Here is a 19,039-nt window from a genome sequence, read left to right as displayed (position 1 = left end):
GCCGTGTACGCGTGGATCTGGCGGCGACTACCATTTGGCCTGGTCGGAAGGCTCGTCGGCTCGACCCTGCTGGTCGCGGCGACGGTGGCCCTGCTCTGGTACGTGGTCTTTCCCTGGGCCGAGCCGCTGCTGCCGTTCGACGACGTACAGGTCACCCAGGAGGACGGCGGCGCACCCGGCGGCGTCGACTCCGGTGACGACTCGAGCGTCGGCGGCGACCCGGCGGCGGAAGACGACCACTCGGTGCCGTACGACACGGACCAGAACAACACCCCTCCCCCCAGCCCGAACAGGTAACCCGATGCGCGTCCTCGTGATCGACAACTACGACTCCTTCGTCTACAACCTGGTGCAGTACCTCGGCCAGCTCGGCGTCGACTGCGAGGTACGTCGCAACGACGAGGTGGAGTTGGCCGAGATCGGCCGGATGGAGGTCGCCGGGGTGCTGCTCTCACCCGGACCGGGCACCCCGGAACGGGCCGGCATCTGCCTGGACGTGATCAGGGAGTACGCCGGACAGCTACCGATCTTCGGAGTCTGCCTGGGCCATCAGGCGATCGGGGTCGCGTTCGGGGCGACCGTCACCCGAGCGCCCGAGCTGCTGCACGGCAAGACCTCGCTGGTACGGCACAAGTCCGTCGGCGTCCTCGCCGGGCTGCCCGACCCGTTCACCGCCACCCGCTACCACTCGCTCGCCGTGTTGCCCGAGACGCTGCCGGAGGAGATCGAGGTGACCGGCTCGACCGAGTCCGGCGTGGTGATGGCGATGCGCCACCGTACGTTGCCGATCGAGGGTGTGCAGTTCCACCCGGAGTCGGTGCTGACCGAGGGCGGGCACCTGATGCTGGCCAACTGGCTGGCCGCCTGCGGGCACCCGGAGGCGCTCGACCGGGCGCCGGCCCTCGCCGCCGAGGTCGATGCACGCCGCAACGCGGCGTTTGTCACCGTCTGACAGGACCCCGCCCGCCCGCTGGTCGGCGGGCGGGCGGCGCTGTTTTGGGCTAGCGGATCCCGGTCCGGGTCGGCCGGGAACTCGGCGTCGGTGAACCCGGGGTGGCCGAACCGCCACCGCCACCGCCGCCGGCACCCGTTCCACCGGTCGGGGTCGGGGTCGTCGGCGGCCCGCCCGTCGTCGGGTTGGTGCTCGGCTCGTCCCGGGCGACCGTGATCGTGAGCGTGATCGTGGTGCCGACCTTCCGCTTCTCGTTCGCCCTGACGCTCTGCCTCTCCACCCTGCCGGCTTCGCCGGGGGCGACCTTCGTGCCGTCGACGATCTGGACCAGGAAGCCGAGATTGTCGAGCTCGTCCTCGGCCTTCTCCCGGCTGTCGCCCACCACGTTCGGCACGGTCTTGAGGTCACCGCTGGCAACCTCGACCTCGACCTTCGACCCCTTCGCCACCGAAGTGCCGGGGTCCGGGTTGAGGTCGAGAACCGTTTCAGCCGGCCGGTCGCTCGACACGTTCTTCCGTACGGCGACCAGGCCCGCCGCTTCGAGTGACTTCTTGACGTTGTCGTACGGGCTGCCGACAAGGTTCTCCGGAACCTTCACCGACTCGGGTCCGCCGCAGATCCGGATGGTGACCACGCTGTTCGCCGGGACGGTGGCCCCGGGGCCCGGCGACTGCTCGGTCACGGTGTCCTTGGCGCACTTGTCGTCGAAGACCGCCTCGCCGACCGTGGCCTGCAGCCCCTGTTTCTGGAGGGCCGCAGCCGCGGCGGCCTGCGACTGTCCGCGTACCTCCTGGACCTGAACGGAGTTCGCGTTGTTGCCGTTGCCCCGAAGCACCAGACCGGCGGCCAGCGCGATCACGGCGAGCACACCGAGCCCGCTGAGCGTGGCGAGAACCCAGGCCGAGGCGCGGCGCCGACGGGCGTCGCCGACCCGGGCCGGTGCCGGTCGCGGACCGCCGGCACCCGGACGGATCACACCGCCCGGCGGCAGCATGGCCGTCTCGTCCTCACGCATCACCGGGGTGGCCATGACCGGTCGGCCGGCGGCGGCCCGGAGCAGGTCCGCCCGCATCTCGCCAGCACTCTGGTAGCGGTTGAGCGGGTTCTTCGAGAGCGCCTTGAGCACGATCGCGTCGATCGGCGGCGTGACGTCCCGGTTGATGTCGCTCGGTGCCGGCGGATCTTCCCGTACGTGCTGGTAGGCCACGCTGACCGGGCTGTCACCGACAAACGGCGGGTGGCCGCAGAGCAGCTCGAAGATCACACAGCCGGCGGCGTAGACGTCCGAGCGGGCGTCCACCGGCTCGCCCCGGGCCTGCTCCGGGGAGAGGTACTGCGCGGTACCGATGACGGCGCTGGTCTGTGTCATGGTGGTGGCACCGCTGGCCAGGGCCCGCGCGATACCGAAGTCCATGACCTTGACCTGACCGTTCAGGGTCAGCATCACGTTGCCGGGCTTGATGTCCCGGTGGATGATCCCGTGCCGGTGGCTGAACTCCAGCGCGGCGCAGATGTCGGCGGAGATCTCCAGGGCGCGCCGCGGCATCAGCCGCCCCTCGGCGGCCAGCACCTCCTTCAGGGTGCGCCCGTTCACGAACTCCATCACGATGAACGGCAACGTCTCGCCGGTGGGGGCGATCTCCTCGCCGGTGTCGTAGACGGCGACGATGGCCGGGTGGTTGAGGGATGCCGCGTTCTGGGCCTCACGGCGGAACCGCATCTGGAAGGTCGCATCCCGGGCCAGATCGGTACGAAGCATCTTGATCGCGACATCTCGGCCGAGCCTGAGGTCGCGCCCCCGGTGCACCTCGGCCATGCCGCCATAGCCGAGCAGCTCGCCGACCTGATACCTGCCACCCAGCAGGCGGGCCTGCGCAGTCATCGCGTCTGTCGTCCTTCGCTCATCTGGGTCACCCGGGCGCCGTACTCGGCCCGCTCTATCCGACGGTACGGCGCGTACTGCGAAACGTCGCGTTCGTTGACTCTCTGCAAGCTAGACGTAACGGGCCGCAAGCTGCCATTGCTGGCGGCGTTGCTCTTCGTCACCCAATAGGAAATCACGCCGGAACAGATCAGCACCACGAGCCCCAGCACCACCGCGAGCGCGACCACCAGCGACCGGTTGGCCGGCGACTGGGGTCGGGCCGTCGCGGCCGGCGCCGGAGGGTGGACGTAACCGGGTGCCTGCGGCGCCCGGGGCGACGGTACGGCAGCCGCACCCCGGTGGTAACCCGCCGGTTGGGCCGCCGTGGCAGGCGAGCCGGTCGGGCGCGGTGGCATCGGGGCGGCACCGGCCGGCGCCACCCGGGTGGAGCCGGGACCGAGCGGGGGCGGACCGGGCGGCCCCGAAGTCGGACCGGTGACCGGCGAACCCGGCGGCATCGAGCCGGGGTGACCGCCCGGCCAGCCCGGCTGCCCGGGGCCGGGCTGCGCGGGGTGCCCGCCGGGCCGGGCGGGCGGCACGGAGGCCGGGTTCACCGACGGTCGCATCGGTGGCGCCGGGGTGGCGGCCTGTCGGGCCACCGCCGCCAGGGCCGCCGCGGTCGGCCACCGGGCTGCCGGGTCCTTTGCCAGCGACCGCTCGACGATCGCCCGCACGGCGGGCGGGATGTCGGCGGGCAACGGCCGGGGTGTGTCCCGTACGTGCTGCATGGCGATGTCGAGCGGGTTCTCGCCCTCGAACGGCCGCCGACCGGAAAGGCACTGGTAGGCCACCACACCGAGGGCGTACACGTCCGAGGCGGGCGACGCGGTCCCCCCGGTGGCCTGCTCGGGAGAGATGTAGGAGGCGGTGCCGAGAACCGACCCGGCGGCGGTGAGCTGCCCGACCATCGCCGAGCGGGCGATACCGAAGTCGGTGAGCACCAGCGTGCCGTTCGGCCGGACCAGCAGGTTGCCGGGCTTCACGTCGCGGTGGACGATGCCCTTCTCGTGCGCCGCGTGCAGCGCGTCGGCGGCCTGCGCCACCAAGGCCATGGTCCGCGCCGGGGTGAGCCGGCCGACCCGGCCCAGGGTCGTCGAGAGGGCGTCGCCCTCGATGTACTCCATGACCAGGAAGGCGATCTGCTGGTCACTGCCGTAGTCGTAGACGTCCACCACACCGGGGTGGTTGATGGTCGCCATGGTCCGTGCCTCGCCCCGGAAACGCTCGGCGAAACCCGGCTCGTCCAGCAGCGCGGGGAGCAGGATCTTCACCGCAACGGTACGGCCGAGCACCTCGTCCGTACCGCGCCAGACGTCGCCCATACCGCCGCCGGCGATCCGCTCGTCGAGCCGGTAGCGGTTACCGAGCAGGACTCCCGGGCTCAGCATCTACTTGCCTCCCCCATCCTGGATGACCGCCTGCATGATCTCCTTGGCGATCCGGGCGGCCTCGGAACTGCCGCCACTGCCCGCCGTCTCCAGGAACACCGCGACGGCGGAGATCGGCTTGCCGTCCTTCATCGTGAATCCGATGAACCAGCCGTGGTCCTTGACCGTCGGGTCGGACTGGGCCGTACCGGTCTTGCCGCCCACCTGGTAGCCGCTGATCCGGGCCGCCTTGCCGGTGCCGTTCTGGACCACGCTGATCATCATTTCCCGCAGCGTGGCGGCGACCGGCTCGCTGACCGACTGGCGCAGTTCGCGCGGGTCGGCGGTGTAGTAGTCGGTGGTCCGGTCCGGACCCAGCAACTGCTGCACCAGGTACGGACGCATCTGGCTGCCGTTGTTCGCCACGGCCGCGGCGATCATGGCGCCTTCCAGCGGGCTCATCTTGACGTCGAACTGCCCGATCGCCGACTGGGCCAGGGCCGCCGGGTCGTCCCCGCCGTCCGGGTTCTTGATCTCGCCGGTCTGGCTGGCCGCGGTGGCGATGCCGTTCTCGTCGAGCCGACCGACGGTGAGGTCGTCGTCGCCGAACCCGAACGCCGCCGCCTTTTCCTTGATCTTGTCCGCGCCGAGCGTGACCGCGAGCTGGGCGAAGCCGGTGTTGCACGACTCGGTGAGCGCGTCCATCAGCGTCACCTCGGCCTCCGGGCAGATGCTCGGGGCGGCGTTGCGGATCGGGGTGCCGGAGGTCGGCGCGGTGTAGCTCGGACCGGCCGGGATCTTGCTGTCCTTGGTGTAACCGTTCTCCAGCGCCGCGGCGGCGTCGATCACCTTGAAGGTCGACCCGGGTGGCGCCAGCTCGGAGAGCGCCCGGTTGTTCAGCGGCTTGTTCGGGTCGTTGTTGAGTGCGGCGTACGCGTTCGACGCCGCCTCCGTGTCGTGGCTCACCAGCACGTTCGGGTCGAAGCTGGGCATCGAGACCAGCGCCTGCACCGCCCCGGTCGCCGGGTTCAACGCGATCGCCGCGCCCTTGGTGGCACCGACCTTGTTCTTGGTCATCTCTTCGAACGCGGTCTGCTGGGCCCGCCGGGAGAGGGTCAGCAGCACGTTGCCACCGGCCGTCTGGTCCCCGGTGAAGAGGTCCCGGACCCGGTCGCCGAAGAGCTGGTCGCTGGTGCCGGCGAGGAAGTCGTTCTCGCTCCGCTCGATACCGGTCGGTCCGATGTTGACCGGCTGGTAGCCGAGCACGTGCGCGTACATCGGGCCGTCGACGTACGAGCGAAGGAACTTCAGCTTGCCGCTCGTCTCCTTGCTGCTGGCCAGAGCGGTGCCACCGGCCTCGATGTTGCCACGCTTGCGGTCGTACTGCGCGACCTGGACCCGGCCGTTGTAGTCGCTGGTGCGGTAGTCGTCGGCCTTGTAGCCCTGGACCCAGTTGAGGTTCACGAAGAGCAGGCCGAACAGGACCATGACGACCATGCCGACCCGCCGCAGGGGAGCGTTCATGGTCGGATCACCTCCGTTGTCGCGCCGTGCAGTTGGGCCGGCGGTGTTCCGCCGGACCCGCCCCCGGGGCGCGCGGACGAGGAGCCGTCCACCGGCCGCCGACCCGCGTCGGAGACCCGCAGCAGCAACGCCACCAGCAGCCAGTTCGCCATCAGTGACGAGCCACCGGCGGAGAGGAACGGCGTGGTCTGACCGGTCAGCGGGATGAGCTTGCTGATCCCACCGACGATCACGAAGACCTGTAGTCCGAGCGTGAAGGCAAGACCACCGGCGAGCAGCTTGCCGAACGAGTCGCGTACGGCGAGTGCGGCGCGCAGACCCCGCTCGACGATCAGCAGGTAGACCACCAGCAGCGCGGTCAGCCCGAAGAGGCCGATCTCCTCACCCATGCCGGCGAAGATGAAGTCGTTGTGCACCTCGGGCACCTCGGTCGGCTGGCCACCGCCCGGTCCGGCGCCGAAGAGACCTCCGGTACCGAGCCCGAGTAAGCCTTGGACGAGTTGATAACCGTCGTCGTACGGCTTCTCGAACGGGTGCAGCCAGATCTCGGCCCGCAGGTAGAAGTTCGCGAACGGTCCGCCGACCGTACTACCCAGGAAGTACGCCAGGAAGGCGCCGCCGAAGAAGAGCAGCAAACCGATGATCAGCCAGCTCACCCGCTCGGTGGCGATGTAGAGCGTCACCACGAACATGCCGAAGTAGAGCAGCGAGGTGCCGAGGTCCTTCTCGAAGATCAGGACCATCAGGCTGACCAGCCAGACCCCGATCACCGGCCCGAGGTCCCGGCCGCGCGGGAAGTCGATGCCGAGGAACCGGCGGCTCGCCAGCGACAGCACCTCCCGCTTGCGGACCAGGTAGTAGGCGAAGAAGACCAGCAGGGCCAGCTTGGCGAACTCGCCGGGCTGGATGGAGAAGCCGCCGATCATGATCCAGAGCTTGGCCCCGTTGATCTCCGACATGCTCCTGGGCAGGACCGCCGGCAGCATCACCAGCACGATGCCGGCGAGGCCGAGCGTGTACGCGTACCGCGAGATGGCCCGGTGGTCCCGGACCAGCACCAGCAGACCGGCGGCGAGGATGACCGCGGCCAGGGTCCAGGCCAGTTGCCGGCCACCGGTGCCCGCGAAGATCGCGAAGTCCGGCCGCTCCTCGGGCTTCACCTCGGCCAGGTCGAGCCGGCGCAGGAAGCCCACACCGAGCCCGTTGATCAGTGCCACCGCCGGCACCAACACCGGGTCGGCGTACGGCGCGAGGTAGCGGATCACCAGGTGCAGGGCGAGGAAGACCACGGTCAGCGACGCGGTCGGCACCCAGAAGTCCAGCGTGACCGTGTCGAGCATGTTCGCCTCGACCGTGGCCGCGTAGACCAGCACCAGCGCCATCGCCAGCAGGAGTAGCGCCAGTTCCGCGTTGCGCCGGGACGAGGTGTCCCGGACGCGCGGCATCTCACCCGTGACTGCGGGCGCTGGTGGCGGTCCGACTGGGGCAGTCACCTTGGATCCCTCGGATCGTTCGATCTCACGGTCACTCGGGCGACCGGCATCCCGCCGGATCGGGAGTGGCCGGCGGAAGAGTGTCGGACGGTAGGACGTCGGTGCCACCGCTGTCGCTGGGAGCGACAGCGGTGCCGGTCGGCTGGACCGCACTCGCCGTGACGCTCGGCGCCCCGGCACTCGGCGACCCGGGAGCGCTCGGCGTCGGGCTGCCGGCCGGCGGTGCGGCGGGTGGCGTCGGAACCGCAGGGGCGTCGGCCGAGGCCGTCGGGCTCGGCGGGCAGGTCGGCTTCAGATTCGGGTTGCCCGGCTCATCGACGGTCAACTCGGAGAGCAGCCGCTCGGCGTCCGGCTCGTTCTTGGCTACGATCCCCTGCTTGACCTGCTCCTGCGCGGCGTTGGTCAGGTCGTTGAGCTCGGCCCGACTGGTCGCGTGCACGCTGGAGAGGTTGAGACCGGCGATCTGGCCGGGAACACCCCGGAAGACGGCGAGTTGCCCCGAATCGGTGGCACCCACGTAGTACTGCCGCTGGCTGTAGCTCCAGCCGCCCCACAGACCCGCACCGAGGATGCCGGCCAGGGCGATCAACTGCACCGCCGTACGCAGTGGTCGGCGCCGGGGCCGCTCCGGGTCGTCCTCGCCGCCCGACGGGCTGGCCGCCGGTTCGGGAGTAGCCGGACGGGGCGGGCTCAGCGCGGAGGCACGAGCCGCCGGGGTCGAGTCGTCCGCCGAGGTCGCCATGCCCCGGTCACGGGCGGCGGCACCGCCGACGATCGGCGTGGCCTCGAGGATGTCCTGGTCGGTGGCGTCGGCGATGACCACGGTGATGTTGTCCGGACCGCCGCCACGGAGGGCGAGCTGGACCAGCCGCTCGACACACTGCTGCGGGTCGGTGTACTCCCGCAGGGTCTGCCCGATCGTCTCGGCGCTCACCACGCCGGAGAGACCGTCGCTGCAGATCAGGTAGCGGTCACCGGGAAGCACCTGCCGGACCGAGTACTCCGGGTCGATGTCGCGTCCGTCGAGCGCCCGGGTGAGCAGCGACCGCTGCGGGTGACTGCTCGCCTCCTCCAGGGTGATCCGGCCCTCGTCGACGAGCATCTGGACGTAGGTGTCGTCCTTGGTGATCTGGGCGAACTCCCCGTCGCGGAGCAGGTAGGCACGGGAGTCACCGATGTGCACCATGCCGATCTTGCTGCCGGAGAAGAGCGTCGCGGTCAGGGTGGTGCCCATTCCCTCCAGGTGAGGGTTGGCGTCCACCGTGTCGCGCAGTTGTTGGTTGGCGGTGTCGACGGCAGAACGCAACGCGTCGACCAGGGCGTCACCGGGGACGTCCTCGTCGAGCGGCGCCATCGCACCGATGACAATGTTGCTGGCGACGTCACCGGCGGCCATGCCGCCCATGCCGTCCGCCACGGCGAGTAGCCGCGGACCGGCGTAGACGGAGTCCTGGTTTCCGTCTCGGATCAGACCGCGGTCGCTGTGGGCCGCATAGCGCAGGGTCAGAGTCATGGCCGTAACTCGAGAGAAGTGCGGCCGATCCGGATCGGCACGCCGAGGGGGACGGGGGTTGGTCCGGTGACCTTAGCGCGATCGAGGTATGTGCCGTTAGTCGAGCCGAGATCCTCGACGAACCACTGACCGGAACGGGGCACCAGCCGGGCGTGTCGGGCCGAGGCGTAATCGTCGGTAATCACCAACGTGGAGTCCTCAGCACGACCGATGGTGATCTGCCCCTCGCCAAGGGTGATCCTGGTGCCGGCCAACTGGCCGGCGGTGACGACGAGCTGATGGGCTGCCCGGCCGCGCTTCACCTTCGCCGGCTTGCCCTGGGCCGTCACCGCGCCGACACCACGTGGCGCGGCGACCAGGCGACTGGACCGGGCACCGGCGAAGAGGTCTCGGCGGATGACCCCCACCACGGTGAAGACGAAGATCCAGAGCAGGACGATGAACCCGAACCGGGCGACGGTGATGACGAAGGGCGCCAAGTCTTTAGCCGTCCACTCGGAACGTCAGCGTGGTCGTCCCGAGTTGCACCATGTCGCCGGGGTTGAGCGCCACTGCGGAGACCCGCTGGCCGTTGACCATCGTCCCGTTGGTGGATCCCAGATCCGTGAGGACAACCTGGGCACCGTCGAAGTCGAGCCGAGCGTGCCGCCGGGAGATGCCGACGTCGGGCAGGCGCAGGTTGGCCTGGTCGCCCCGGCCGATCACGGTCGAGCCCATCTGCAACGGGTAGCTACGCCCGTCGCCGGAGACCAGCCGGACGTTGCGCCCACCGCCGCCGTGGCCGGGCGGCGGGCCGTAGCCGCCACCCTGCTGCTGGTCGTACGGCGAGTAGCCGCCACCGGGGCCGGGCTGGTCGTAGCCCTGCTGCTGCTGCACCGGGGCGACGTCGCCGCCGGTGTAGACCTCGGCGGTGACCCGGAACATGCCGGTGTCGAGGCCGTCGCCGCGCTCGATCTCGACGATGACGTCGCCGTAGACCGTCCACGCCTGTTCGCCGATGAACTCGGCCTGCGACTGGGCCAGCTCCTGGGCCAGCGCGGCAGCGTACGGCGCGAGCCGGCTGTGGTCGTAGGGCGAGAGATCGATCACGTAGCGGTTGGGCACAAGAGTGCGCCCACCAGCCAGGATCGCCTTGTGCGCCTCCGCCTCCCGCTGCATCGCGTTGAGGATCTCCACAGGGTGGACGACCCCCTTGAACACCTTGGCGAAGGCCCCTTCTACCAGGCCTTCCAGACGCTTCTCGAAGCGTTGCAGCACGCTCACCGGCTCCTCCTCGGGTCCCGAGGACATGATGGTATCCGGCCGCCGCACACGTGGCTTGCACGCCGCTCGGCCGTCCGCTGCCGACCCGCACCTGAGGGTCGGAGTCCTCGTGCTAGTGTTCCATGCGCCGCGAGCGGTAACGCCAACGGTCGCAGTACGAACAGCGTAGTATGTCCCGGCGTCGGTCGAAGACCTGGCCGGGATAACCTGAAGTTGGTAGGGCCCACGCACGACGGTGGGGGCGGTGCTAATCTGCCTCGGCGTCGCGTTTGGGGGAGTGGCGGAATGGCAGACGCGCACGGTTCAGGTCCGTGTGCCCGAAAGGGCGTGGGGGTTCAACTCCCCCCTTCCCCACCAACTACGAAGGGCCTCGCGTTATCGCGAGGCCCTTCGTCCGTCTCTGGGCGCGAATGCCCGGACTTGGACGGCACCGAGTTATGCTCCGATGGTTTCCGCTGCCGAAGATTCTGGAGTGTCGTGTGAGTGTCGCGTTGGTGACCGGATCAGGCGGTCTGATCGGCTCCGAGGCGGTCCGGCACTTCGCCGGTCTCGGTCTCGACGTGGTGGGCATCGACAACGACATGCGCCGCCAGTTCTTCGGCGCCGAGGCCTCCACCGCTTGGAACGTGCTCCGCCTGACCAGCGAGCTCGGCGGGTCGTACACCCATCGGGACACCGACATCCGCGACCGGGACGGGCTGGCGGAGATCTTCCGCCGCTACGGCCGGGAGATCTCGGTGGTGATCCACACGGCCGCGCAGCCGTCCCACGACTGGGCGGTCCGGGATCCGTTCACCGACTTCGACGTCAACGCCGGTGGCACGCTCAACATGCTGCAGAACGTGCGGGAGCACTGCCCCGAGGCGCCGTTCATCCACTGCTCGACGAACAAGGTCTACGGCGACCGGCCGAACAGCCTGCCCCTCACCGAGCAGGCGACCCGCTGGGAGATCGACCCGGCGCACCCGTACGCGGACGGGATCAAGGAGGACATGTCGATCGACGGCACCCTGCACTCCGTCTTCGGCGCCTCCAAGGTCGCCGCCGACGTGATGGTGCAGGAGTACGGCCGCTACTTCGACATGCGTACCGCCTGCTTCCGAGGTGGCACGCTGACCGGGCCGGCGCACTCCGCCACCGAACTGCACGGATTCCTCGCGTACGTGATGCGCTGCAACATGGAACGCCGGACGTACAAGATTTTCGGGTACAAAGGCAAGATGGTGCGTGACGCGATCCACAGCCACGACGTGGTCAACGCGTTCGAGGCGTTCTACCGCAATCCGCGCTCGGCTGCGGTCTACAACCTCGGCGGGGGGCGGCACTCGAACTGCTCCCACCTGGAGGCGTTCGCGCTGGCCGAGCAGATCTCGGGCGAAGAGATGATCACCGAGTACCGCGAGGCGAACCGGGTCGGCGATCACCAGTGGTGGATCGGGTCCAACGCGTCCTTCCAGGCCCACTACCCCGACTGGAAGCAGATCTACGACGTGCCGATGATCCTCCGGGAGATCTACGAGGCCAACGTGGACAAGTGGATACCGCAGTCATGATCGCCGGCTGTCGGGCCGAACCTGTCAGCTCACTCACGGGGTTCACAGCGCCACGCGGCGCAGCGAGGAACCGCGATGATCTTCCAAGGTAAGCGCAACGTCCTGGGCGTACTCGTGGACGTGATCGACTACGACGCCGCCGCGGACCAGGTGGTCACGGCCGCCCGGGAACGCCGGCCCTTCGCGCTCACCGCGCTGGCCGTACACGGTGTGATGACCGGCGTGCTCGACCCGCCGCACAACCGTCGACTCAACTCGTTCGACGTGGTCACGCCGGACGGCCAGCCGGTGCGCTGGGCACTCAACCTGCTGCACCGGGCCGGGCTGACCGACCGGGTCTACGGTCCGACCCTCACGCTGCACGTCCTCGCCCGGGCCGCCGACGAGGGTCTGCCGGTCTACCTGTACGGCTCGACCGAGGAGACCCTGGCCCGGCTGGTGCCGGCGCTGGAACGGCTCTTCCCCGCACTGAAGTTCGCCGGGGTGGAGCCGTCCAAGTTCCGCCAGGTGCAGCCCGGCGAGGAGCACGAGATCGCGGACCGGATCCGCAACTCCGGTGCCCGGGTGGTGCTGGTCGGTCTCGGTTGTCCCCGGCAGGAGGTCTTCGCGTACGCGATGCGCCCGCTGCTGGACATGCCGCTGCTCGCCGTCGGCGCCGCGTTCGACTACCACGCCGGGCTGCTGCGCAAGCCGCCCCCGTGGATGCAGCGGGCCGGGCTGGAGTGGCTGTGGCGACTCGGCCTGGAGCCGAAACGCCTCTGGCAGCGCTACCTGGTGCTGAATCCCGCCTACCTGGCCCGACTGACGGCCCAGCGGACAAAGCTCTGGAAGGCGACACCGCCGCCACCGGCAACGGAGCCGCCGCCGACCTTCTCGGTCTGAGTCAACCGACCTCGACCGACGCCCCGGCGCTCGGTCGATTCGCGGTGCCCGTCGGGCGCCGGAGTCGACCCGAGCGCCGGGGCGTCGGCTTTGTCGGCAGCGCCCCTACCAGCCCTCTCGCTCATCGTCTCGGTCGCGCCCGAGTTCACCCCTGGCTCTTGGGCAAGCGCTTTCCTATGCTGGGCGGATGATGAGGAGCGACGACGAGCTGACCCCGGCCCGACTGATCCCCAAGATCGAACGGCTCTGGGCGCTCTCCGCCGAGAAGATCGATTCGATCGAGCAGAGCTGCCCGCCCGGCTCACCGTCGCCGGTGTTCACCGTCGACGGCCGCTACACCGCGCGGGGGTGGACCGAATGGACCCAGGGCTTCCAGTACGGCTCCGCGCTGTTGCAGTACGACGCAACCGGTGAACGCCGGTTCCTCGACCTCGGCCGGGACCGGACCGTGGCGGTGATGGCCAGCCACGTCAGCCACATCGGCGTACACGACCACGGGTTCAACAACGTCAGCACGTACGGCAACCTGTGGCGGCTGATGGGCGAGGGGCGGATCCCGGCCGACCAGGGCGAGCGGCACTTCTACGAGCTGGCGCTGAAGCTGACCGGTGCGGTCCAGGCGGCCCGCTGGCGTGACACCGCCGACGGCACGGGGTACATCTACTCCTTCAACGGCCCGCAGTCGCTCTTTGTCGACACCATCCGCTCCTGCCGGGCCCTCGGCGTCTCGCACCTGCTCGGCCACGTACTGATGGGTGAGCGGGACGAGCGGATCTCGCTGCTCGGCCGGCTGATCGAGCACGCCACCAACACCGCCCGGTGGAACGTCTTCTACGGCGAGGGCCGGGACGGCTACGACATCCCCGGACGTACGGCGCACGAGTCGATCTTCAACGTCAACGACGGCAGCTACCGGTGCCCGAGCACCCAGCAGGGCTACTCCCCGTTCAGCACCTGGACCCGGGGACTGGCCTGGGCCATGCTCGGCTTCCCCGAGCAACTGGAGTTCCTCGCCACCCTGCCGGACGAGGCGTTCGAGCCGTACGGCGGGCGGGCCGAGGTCGAGGCGACCCTGCTCCGCGCCGCGATCGCGACCTGCGACTTCTACCTGGCCCACACCCCGGTCGACGGCGTTCCCTACTGGGACACCGGCGCGCCGGGGCTGGTCCGGCTCGGCGACTACCTGGAGCACCCGGCGGACCCGTACAACGGGTACGAGCCGGTCGACTCCTCGGCCGCCGCGATCGGTGCCCAGGGGCTGCTCCGGCTCGGCCGGTACCTCACCTCGCTCGGTCGGACGGCCGAGGGGCAGCGCTACTGGCAGGCCGGACTGACCGTCTGCGACACGATCTTCGACGAGCCGTACCTGAGCACGGAGAGCCGGCACCAGGGGCTGCTCCTGCACTCGGTCTACCACCGGCCGAACGGCTGGGACCACGTGCCGGCCGGGCAGCGGGTGCCGAACGGCGAGTCGAGCATGTGGGGCGACTACCACGCCCGGGAGCTGGCCCTGTACGTCCAACGGGTGGCCCGGGACGAGCCGTACTACACGTTCTTCGGCAAGGCCGGGACGACGGTCGTACCGGCGCTCGCGGCGCCGGCCGGGACGGCGCTGGTGGGCCGGTGACCGGGCGGCGGGTCGCGGTCGTCACCGGTGGATCGCGTGGAATCGGGCGCGGCATCGTGCTCTCGCTCGCGGAGGCCGGCTACGACCTGGTGGTCAACTACGCGAGCAACGCCGAAGCGGCCCGGGAGGTCGGCAAGGAGGTCGAGTCGCGTGGCGGGCGGGCCCACCTGGTCCGCGCCGACGTGTCGCGGCGGGCCGACCGCCAGCGCCTGGTCGACGAGACCGTCAACACCTTCGGCCGGCTCGACCTGCTGGTCAGCAACGCGGGCGTGGCGCCGAACGTACGGGCCGACCTGCTGGAGGCGGAGGAGGAGTCCTTCGACCGACTGATCGAGATCAACCTGAAGGGGCCGTACTTCCTGGTCCAGCTCGCCGCCCGAACGATGATCGAGCAGCAGACCGCCGGTGTCGTGACCAACCCGAAGATCGTCATCGTCTCGTCGATCAGCGCCTACACGGCCAGCGTGAACCGTGGCGACTACTGCGTCAGCAAGGCCGGGCTGGCGATGACCGCCCGCCTCTACGCGTCCCGGCTGGCCGAACACGGAATCAACGTGTACGAGATCCGGCCGGGTGTCATCGAGACGGACATGACCGGCGGGGTGAAGGACCGGTACGACGACCTGATCTTCAACCAGGGGCTGACCCCGATCCGTCGCTGGGGCCAGCCCGACGACGTCGGCCGGGCCGTGGCGGCGGTCGCGACCGACCTGCTGCCGTTCAGCACCGGACAGGTCATCGACGTCGACGGTGGCTTCCACCTGCGCACCCTCTAGCCGGCCGGACCACCCGGGCTACCCCTACTGGACGGAATCCGGGGGTGGCCCGGGGCGCGGCCCTGATTCCCCGGTCGCCACTTCGGGCAAGACTCGTCTCATGGATCCCGACCTGGTCGTCCTGCTCGCGGTGGCCACCGTCTGGCTCACCGCCGGTGTCGTCGCGGACGGACTGCCGCAACTGGACAGTCCCCGGGCGATGCGTCGGCGTACCACCTGGCTGCTGGGGCTCACCGTGACCGGGCTGGCGGCAACGGCCACGCTCGGACTTGCCGCGCTGGTGGCCTCGGGTCCGACGGTGGCGGACCGGGCACCGCTCGCGGTGGTTCTGCCCGCCATTCCGGCCACGGCCGTGGCGCTGTCGACCGTACGCCGGCTGCGTCGCCTCCGGGCTGGTGCCGGTGCCTTCGCGGCGGCACCGGACGCCCCGGTCCCACCCGCGCTCCGGGCCGGCGCCGCGCATCCGATGATCGCGCTCCCGCTACAGGTCGCCGGGCTGGTGGCGCTGCCCGCGCTGCTCTCCGCGACCCCGCTCGTCCCGGCCGCCGCGCCCGCACTGACCGGGCTCGCGCTCACCGTGGGCCTGGCCACGGTGAGCACCATCGGCGTACGGCACGCGCTGCGTCACAATCGCCTGGCCGAGGGCTCGATAACGGTACGACCGAGCGCTCGGGCAACCTCAGCGCGGTCGACCGGAGTCCTGCACGTATAGCAACTCGAGAATTGCCCGAGCCGCCTCGAACCACCGGTCCAACCATTCCTGCCGGGGCAACGAGCCCTTTGACGGCAATTCGAGGAGCAGCCCTCGCAACAATGGGTGATCGACCAGTGACTCGGCCTGGGGCTCGGCCCAGTCCGGCGGGGGGTACACCGGCTCGGTGAGTCCGCCCAGATCGAGCGACGGCAGTTTCGGCGGCCGATCGACCGTACCGACCGGTCCCAGGTCGGTCACCCCGCCGTCGTGCGAACCGAGGTCCTGACCGGGGGGTCCGTCGTCGGCCAGTACGCCGTCGCGTCGGGCACCCCGGTACTTGCCGCCGAGCCGCTCGGTCTTCGCCGAACCATTGCCCAGATTCTCCGCACCAATCGTCATCCGTCTCGCCTGCCTCGCTCCGTCGCGAACCCGCGCGGCGGGTTGGCCCAGCCGGTGCCGCGCCGCCTGGTACAACGACGCGGGACTTCGCTGGCGACGGCGTACGTCCGATCAATGGCCCAGCAGACCCGCGATGACCTGCGGCGGAGCGTCAGCGGCAGGCTGAACCGAGCCGCTGGCCGACGGTGGCGGGCGAGGGCTCGGACGGTGTTGTGGCCGAGCGCCCCGTCGGGGTGTGTCCTACCTGGGGCCCCCAGACCGGTCGTACGTGGACCGATCACTCGCCGGAAGAGTCCGCCGGACATGGTGAGCGCGGGCACCCGTCGGGTGTCCGCGCTCGATGTGGCCCGCGTCGTACGTTCAACTAGTCCAGGTCGAACTCGCCGTCCTTGGCGCCGCCGACGAAGGCGTCCCACTCGTCCGGCGTGAAGATCAAGGCTGGCCCGGCCGCGTTCTTCGAGTCACGAACGGCGATCGCGCCACTCACGAAGGCCACCTCGACGCAGTTGTCACAGTTCGGCCCGCTGCGCGAGCTCTTGAACCAAGCTGCACGGATGAGGTCTACGCGAAACCCCTTTGTCTCCACTTCCACAATGGCTCCTCTGCCAGACTTGCGATCAGAGCTACCGAATCCTCCGGACGGATCGCCGCAGCTCGAATATGGTCGAAAATAAAGGCGTACTTCTGCAATTCCTCGACCTTTTCCAGGAAGAGCCCACCCGTGGCATTTTCGGCATACACCACCGGCGGGTCGCCCGGTTCCGGAAAGTCGAGAATCGTGAAGGTGCCGTCCATGCCGGCATGCGCACCGACGTCGAACGGCAGGATCTGGATCGTCACATTCGGCTGATCGGCCGCTTCCACCAGCCGCTTCAGCTGGCCACGCATGACCTCGTCGCCGCCGACCGGCCGACTCACCACCGTCTCATCGAGCACCACCCACACGTCGATCGGATCGTCTTGGCTCAGTAACGACTGACGACTCAACCGGACACGGACGCGCTGCTCGACTTCCTCGGCGGTGATGTCCGGCCGGGCCGACCGGATCATCGCCTTGGCGTAGTCCTCGGTCTGCAACAGACCCGGCACGACCTGCTGCTCGTACGCCCGGATCGACCCGGCGGCGGCCTCGAAGCCGACGTACGCGCTGGTCAGGACGGTGCTGTAGGAGGCCCACCAACCCTTCTGCCGCGCTTCCCGGGCGATCTGCAGCAGGTCCTCGCTCTCGGCACCGACGATGCCGTAAATGGTGATCATGTCGCGGACATCGCGAACCGTGGCAGTGGTATGACCTGTCTCAATACGTGAGATCTTGGATTGCGAGCATTCCAACCGCTCGGCAACCACCTCGATTGTCACTCCGGCCGCCTCCCGGAGCCGACGCAACTCGGCTCCCAGACGACGGCGACGGATTGTCGGGCTCCGGCGCTCGGCCACCAGGTCACCTCCGGTCGATCGCGCACGAGTTCAGCCCACCGCGGTGCGCGACCATGGGGCGGCGGGCGATCGAGTTCGCGGCAGGAAATACCTACGTGTCAGCCGGCCGCGACGGCGGAGACCGGCCCCAGTCTGCCGCGTCCACACGCGACACTTCAAGCATCCGGACACCCGGCACGCAAGAGCCACGGTGCAACTTGCATTGATCACGCTCTTGGTGCACCCTGTGCGTATGGCTCGGGTCACTCAGCGTTTCGATCTAGCGGAGCGGGGCAACGCTCCTCCCTCCGCAGTAGACCGCGGCGGTCACCGCGCCACCACCCCAGCCAGGCGCGCTCCGGGGTAATGGTCCCCGCCGCTGTACGCCGTACGACTACGGCGGCTGGCGCGTTCCCGGAGCCGACGGGTGTTGGCCGGGCCAACGAACAGTGCCGACACGGGTTGGACAAACGGCCCGACCAACACCCTTGTCCCGGCGCTGCGGGCGGCGGGACACCGCGCGTACGTCCCGCACCACCCGGACGCGCGGAAAGCCACCAGCTCAACAGTCCAGCCACGGTCAGTTCGGACAGGAGTCGATGTGCTTCCTCCCCGCTCAGGTGACGTCCTCCAGGTGACCCGCGCGGCAAGCGTGCAGTTCGCCGAGCCAATCCTCTTCCGGGTGATCCGGGCACACGACTGGCCCACCTACGACGGCTGGATCTGGCTCGACGGGTACGAGCTGAACGGTGCCCTGGACGCGGTCGCCCGGCGGTCGATCTTCGTACAGCTCGAAGGGCTCCGGGTGGTCCGGCTGACGGCACCCGCGGCGCGACACCTCAACGCCGGACCACGCCCCATGGCAACCTCGCGCAACTCCGCCGCGGTCCGGGTGCGGGTGGGCTAGTCCCTACCGCGGACGACTGGGCTGACCAGTCGAAACGCACGCCGTACGGTGTGCTCCGACCCGGTGACGCATCCGGCTGTTCCGACGGCGGCGGCCCGTAGGTCGCCATAGACTCGGGGCGACCGGCAAGCTCGGGCAAGCGATGGGCGTACCGGTCACCCACCCGTCACGAGGCACCGAACCGCAGGGGTGGCCATGGCCACGAAGTCCAGCGTTCGACACCGCCCGGAGTCGCGAATAGCGCTCGTCGTCATCCTGGCCGCACTGCTCGGCGGCGCGACGGCGGGATGTGCCGCCGCCGAGGAACAGCGCGGCGGTCCTTCCGTCTCGCCGACGTCCTTGCCACCCGCTCCCCGACTGGCACGCGGCACCGCCCTGCCGTCGTACCCGCTGTCGGATCGAATCCCGCCGCCTTCGCCGGGCGAGTGGTCGCTACCACTGCCACCCTCGGCCGAGACCAGCCGCCCCGGAACGGACCAGGACGCGCTGCCGTGGACGCCGGACCCGCCCGCCGCCAGCGGCGGCGCGAGCAGCACCGTCGGTGGGTCGGGTGGATCCGGTGGCGCTGGTGGAGCGGTGACCGACTCGGGCGGCAAGCGCGCCGTTGCCGACCGGGAAGGGGCTCAACGTCCCGAGGGCTACCAACTCTCGTTGATCTACTCCGGGTTGCTGGGGATGACCATCTCGGCCATCGGAATCGCCATGATCGGCCGGCGCCGACAACTCTGGTGATCATTGGTTACCGGCTC

General features: G+C 69.7%; 19 protein-coding genes and 1 tRNA gene. 10 read left to right on the top strand and 10 right to left on the bottom strand.

The genetic code is table 11. From position 1 onward, the window contains the following. Positions 1-3 precede the first annotated feature (3 nt). On the top strand, positions 4-297 hold the full coding sequence (locus ACI2K4_RS20055; protein ID WP_404513207.1) for a hypothetical protein: 294 nt from the start codon (positions 4-6) through the stop codon (positions 295-297). 4 nt (positions 298-301) lie between these two features. Further along, positions 302-952 (top strand): aminodeoxychorismate/anthranilate synthase component II, encoded by a 651-nt coding sequence (locus ACI2K4_RS20050; protein ID WP_404513206.1) that lies wholly within the window; start codon positions 302-304, stop codon positions 950-952. A gap of 49 nt (positions 953-1,001) precedes the next feature. Here ACI2K4_RS20050 and pknB read toward each other — a convergent pair whose 3' ends face one another. From pknB to ACI2K4_RS20015, 7 genes are all read right to left on the bottom strand, one after another. After that, on the bottom strand, positions 1,002-2,834 hold the full coding sequence (pknB, locus tag ACI2K4_RS20045; RefSeq protein ID WP_404513205.1) for a Stk1 family PASTA domain-containing Ser/Thr kinase: 1,833 nt from the start codon (positions 2,832-2,834) through the stop codon (positions 1,002-1,004). Then, on the bottom strand, positions 2,831-4,264 hold the full coding sequence (locus ACI2K4_RS20040) for a serine/threonine-protein kinase (protein ID WP_404513204.1): 1,434 nt from the start codon (positions 4,262-4,264) through the stop codon (positions 2,831-2,833). The genes pknB and ACI2K4_RS20040 overlap by 4 nt, the downstream gene beginning before the upstream one ends. Continuing rightward, the gene (locus ACI2K4_RS20035) at positions 4,265-5,767 is read right to left on the bottom strand and encodes a peptidoglycan D,D-transpeptidase FtsI family protein (RefSeq protein WP_404513203.1); all 1,503 of its coding nucleotides are present in this window, start codon (positions 5,765-5,767) and stop codon (positions 4,265-4,267) included. Beyond that, a complete protein-coding gene (locus ACI2K4_RS20030) occupies positions 5,764-7,212 on the bottom strand; it encodes an FtsW/RodA/SpoVE family cell cycle protein (protein WP_404513202.1) in 1,449 nt (482 codons plus the stop codon). The genes ACI2K4_RS20035 and ACI2K4_RS20030 overlap by 4 nt, the downstream gene beginning before the upstream one ends. Positions 7,213-7,291: 79 nt before the next feature. Then, positions 7,292-8,773, bottom strand: coding sequence for a PP2C family protein-serine/threonine phosphatase (locus ACI2K4_RS20025; protein WP_404513201.1), 1,482 nt, complete (start codon positions 8,771-8,773; stop codon positions 7,292-7,294). Continuing rightward, positions 8,770-9,252 (bottom strand): FHA domain-containing protein, encoded by a 483-nt coding sequence (locus ACI2K4_RS20020; protein WP_404513200.1) that lies wholly within the window; start codon positions 9,250-9,252, stop codon positions 8,770-8,772. Before ACI2K4_RS20020 ends, ACI2K4_RS20025 begins: the two co-directional genes overlap by 4 nt. Before the next feature lie 4 nt (positions 9,253-9,256). After that, positions 9,257-10,063, bottom strand: a complete 807-nt coding sequence (locus tag ACI2K4_RS20015; RefSeq protein ID WP_404513199.1) for an FhaA domain-containing protein — start codon at positions 10,061-10,063, stop codon at positions 9,257-9,259. Positions 10,064-10,307: 244 nt separating this feature from the next. Here ACI2K4_RS20015 and ACI2K4_RS20010 point away from each other — a divergent pair. The 6 genes from ACI2K4_RS20010 (at position 10,308) to ACI2K4_RS19985 (ending at position 15,586) form a co-directional block, all read left to right on the top strand. After that, positions 10,308-10,393: transfer RNA gene (locus tag ACI2K4_RS20010), tRNA-Leu, on the top strand. Positions 10,394-10,473: 80 nt separating this feature from the next. Continuing rightward, positions 10,474-11,589, top strand: coding sequence for an NAD-dependent epimerase/dehydratase family protein (locus tag ACI2K4_RS20005; RefSeq protein WP_404513198.1), 1,116 nt, complete (start codon positions 10,474-10,476; stop codon positions 11,587-11,589). Between the two features lie 75 nt (positions 11,590-11,664). Beyond that, on the top strand, positions 11,665-12,471 hold the full coding sequence (locus ACI2K4_RS20000) for a WecB/TagA/CpsF family glycosyltransferase (protein WP_404513197.1): 807 nt from the start codon (positions 11,665-11,667) through the stop codon (positions 12,469-12,471). 187 nt (positions 12,472-12,658) lie between these two features. Further along, positions 12,659-14,098 (top strand): hypothetical protein, encoded by a 1,440-nt coding sequence (locus tag ACI2K4_RS19995; protein ID WP_404513196.1) that lies wholly within the window; start codon positions 12,659-12,661, stop codon positions 14,096-14,098. Then, positions 14,095-14,874 carry a 3-ketoacyl-ACP reductase gene (locus ACI2K4_RS19990; protein WP_404513195.1) on the top strand — a complete coding sequence of 260 codons (780 nt, stop codon included), beginning with the start codon at positions 14,095-14,097 and terminating at the stop codon, positions 14,872-14,874. The genes ACI2K4_RS19995 and ACI2K4_RS19990 overlap by 4 nt, the downstream gene beginning before the upstream one ends. A gap of 100 nt (positions 14,875-14,974) precedes the next feature. Beyond that, positions 14,975-15,586 carry a hypothetical protein gene (locus tag ACI2K4_RS19985; RefSeq protein ID WP_404513194.1) on the top strand — a complete coding sequence of 204 codons (612 nt, stop codon included), beginning with the start codon at positions 14,975-14,977 and terminating at the stop codon, positions 15,584-15,586. Here ACI2K4_RS19985 and ACI2K4_RS19980 read toward each other — a convergent pair. From ACI2K4_RS19980 to ACI2K4_RS19970, 3 genes are all read right to left on the bottom strand, one after another. Continuing rightward, positions 15,554-15,967, bottom strand: coding sequence for a hypothetical protein (locus ACI2K4_RS19980; protein ID WP_404513193.1), 414 nt, complete (start codon positions 15,965-15,967; stop codon positions 15,554-15,556). The two genes, ACI2K4_RS19985 and ACI2K4_RS19980, sit on opposite strands and share 33 nt — an antisense overlap. A gap of 364 nt (positions 15,968-16,331) precedes the next feature. Next, positions 16,332-16,553 (bottom strand): DUF397 domain-containing protein, encoded by a 222-nt coding sequence (locus tag ACI2K4_RS19975; protein WP_404513408.1) that lies wholly within the window; start codon positions 16,551-16,553, stop codon positions 16,332-16,334. Further along, positions 16,529-17,404 (bottom strand): helix-turn-helix domain-containing protein, encoded by an 876-nt coding sequence (locus ACI2K4_RS19970; RefSeq protein ID WP_404513192.1) that lies wholly within the window; start codon positions 17,402-17,404, stop codon positions 16,529-16,531. The genes ACI2K4_RS19975 and ACI2K4_RS19970 overlap by 25 nt, the downstream gene beginning before the upstream one ends. A gap of 580 nt (positions 17,405-17,984) precedes the next feature. Between ACI2K4_RS19970 and ACI2K4_RS19965 the strand changes: the two genes are divergently transcribed. Both ACI2K4_RS19965 and ACI2K4_RS19960 read left to right on the top strand, forming a co-directional pair. Then, the gene (locus tag ACI2K4_RS19965) at positions 17,985-18,290 is read left to right on the top strand and encodes a hypothetical protein (RefSeq protein WP_404513191.1); all 306 of its coding nucleotides are present in this window, start codon (positions 17,985-17,987) and stop codon (positions 18,288-18,290) included. Positions 18,291-18,485: 195 nt separating this feature from the next. Beyond that, on the top strand, positions 18,486-19,022 hold the full coding sequence (locus tag ACI2K4_RS19960; protein WP_404513190.1) for a hypothetical protein: 537 nt from the start codon (positions 18,486-18,488) through the stop codon (positions 19,020-19,022). Positions 19,023-19,039 lie beyond the last annotated feature (17 nt).

It is taken from the genome of Micromonospora sp. NPDC050397, from assembly GCF_044901685.1.
Lineage (GTDB): Bacteria > Actinomycetota > Actinomycetes > Mycobacteriales > Micromonosporaceae > Micromonospora_G.
The sequence above is the reverse complement of the archived record's forward strand: the minus strand, read 5'-3'. Positions and strand labels throughout refer to the sequence as shown.

What these genes read in the sequence shown, in the direction of transcription:
- pknB (WP_404513205.1), bottom strand. Translation starts at nt 2,834, where the DNA reads ATGACTGCGCAGGCCCGCCTGCTGGGTGGCAGGTATCAGGTCGGCGAG.
- ACI2K4_RS19995 (WP_404513196.1), top strand. Translation starts at nt 12,659, where the DNA reads ATGATGAGGAGCGACGACGAGCTGACCCCGGCCCGACTGATCCCCAAG.
- ACI2K4_RS20000 (WP_404513197.1), top strand. Translation starts at nt 11,665, where the DNA reads ATGATCTTCCAAGGTAAGCGCAACGTCCTGGGCGTACTCGTGGACGTG.
- ACI2K4_RS20030 (WP_404513202.1), bottom strand. Translation starts at nt 7,212, where the DNA reads ATGCCGCGCGTCCGGGACACCTCGTCCCGGCGCAACGCGGAACTGGCG.
- ACI2K4_RS20035 (WP_404513203.1), bottom strand. Translation starts at nt 5,767, where the DNA reads ATGAACGCTCCCCTGCGGCGGGTCGGCATGGTCGTCATGGTCCTGTTC.
- ACI2K4_RS19980 (WP_404513193.1), bottom strand. Translation starts at nt 15,967, where the DNA reads ATGACGATTGGTGCGGAGAATCTGGGCAATGGTTCGGCGAAGACCGAG.
- ACI2K4_RS20005 (WP_404513198.1), top strand. Translation starts at nt 10,474, where the DNA reads ATGCTCCGATGGTTTCCGCTGCCGAAGATTCTGGAGTGTCGTGTGAGT.
- ACI2K4_RS19985 (WP_404513194.1), top strand. Translation starts at nt 14,975, where the DNA reads ATGGATCCCGACCTGGTCGTCCTGCTCGCGGTGGCCACCGTCTGGCTC.
- ACI2K4_RS20015 (WP_404513199.1), bottom strand. Translation starts at nt 10,063, where the DNA reads ATGTCCTCGGGACCCGAGGAGGAGCCGGTGAGCGTGCTGCAACGCTTC.
- ACI2K4_RS20040 (WP_404513204.1), bottom strand. Translation starts at nt 4,264, where the DNA reads ATGCTGAGCCCGGGAGTCCTGCTCGGTAACCGCTACCGGCTCGACGAG.
- ACI2K4_RS20025 (WP_404513201.1), bottom strand. Translation starts at nt 8,773, where the DNA reads ATGACTCTGACCCTGCGCTATGCGGCCCACAGCGACCGCGGTCTGATC.
- ACI2K4_RS20050 (WP_404513206.1), top strand. Translation starts at nt 302, where the DNA reads ATGCGCGTCCTCGTGATCGACAACTACGACTCCTTCGTCTACAACCTG.
- ACI2K4_RS19960 (WP_404513190.1), top strand. Translation starts at nt 18,486, where the DNA reads ATGGCCACGAAGTCCAGCGTTCGACACCGCCCGGAGTCGCGAATAGCG.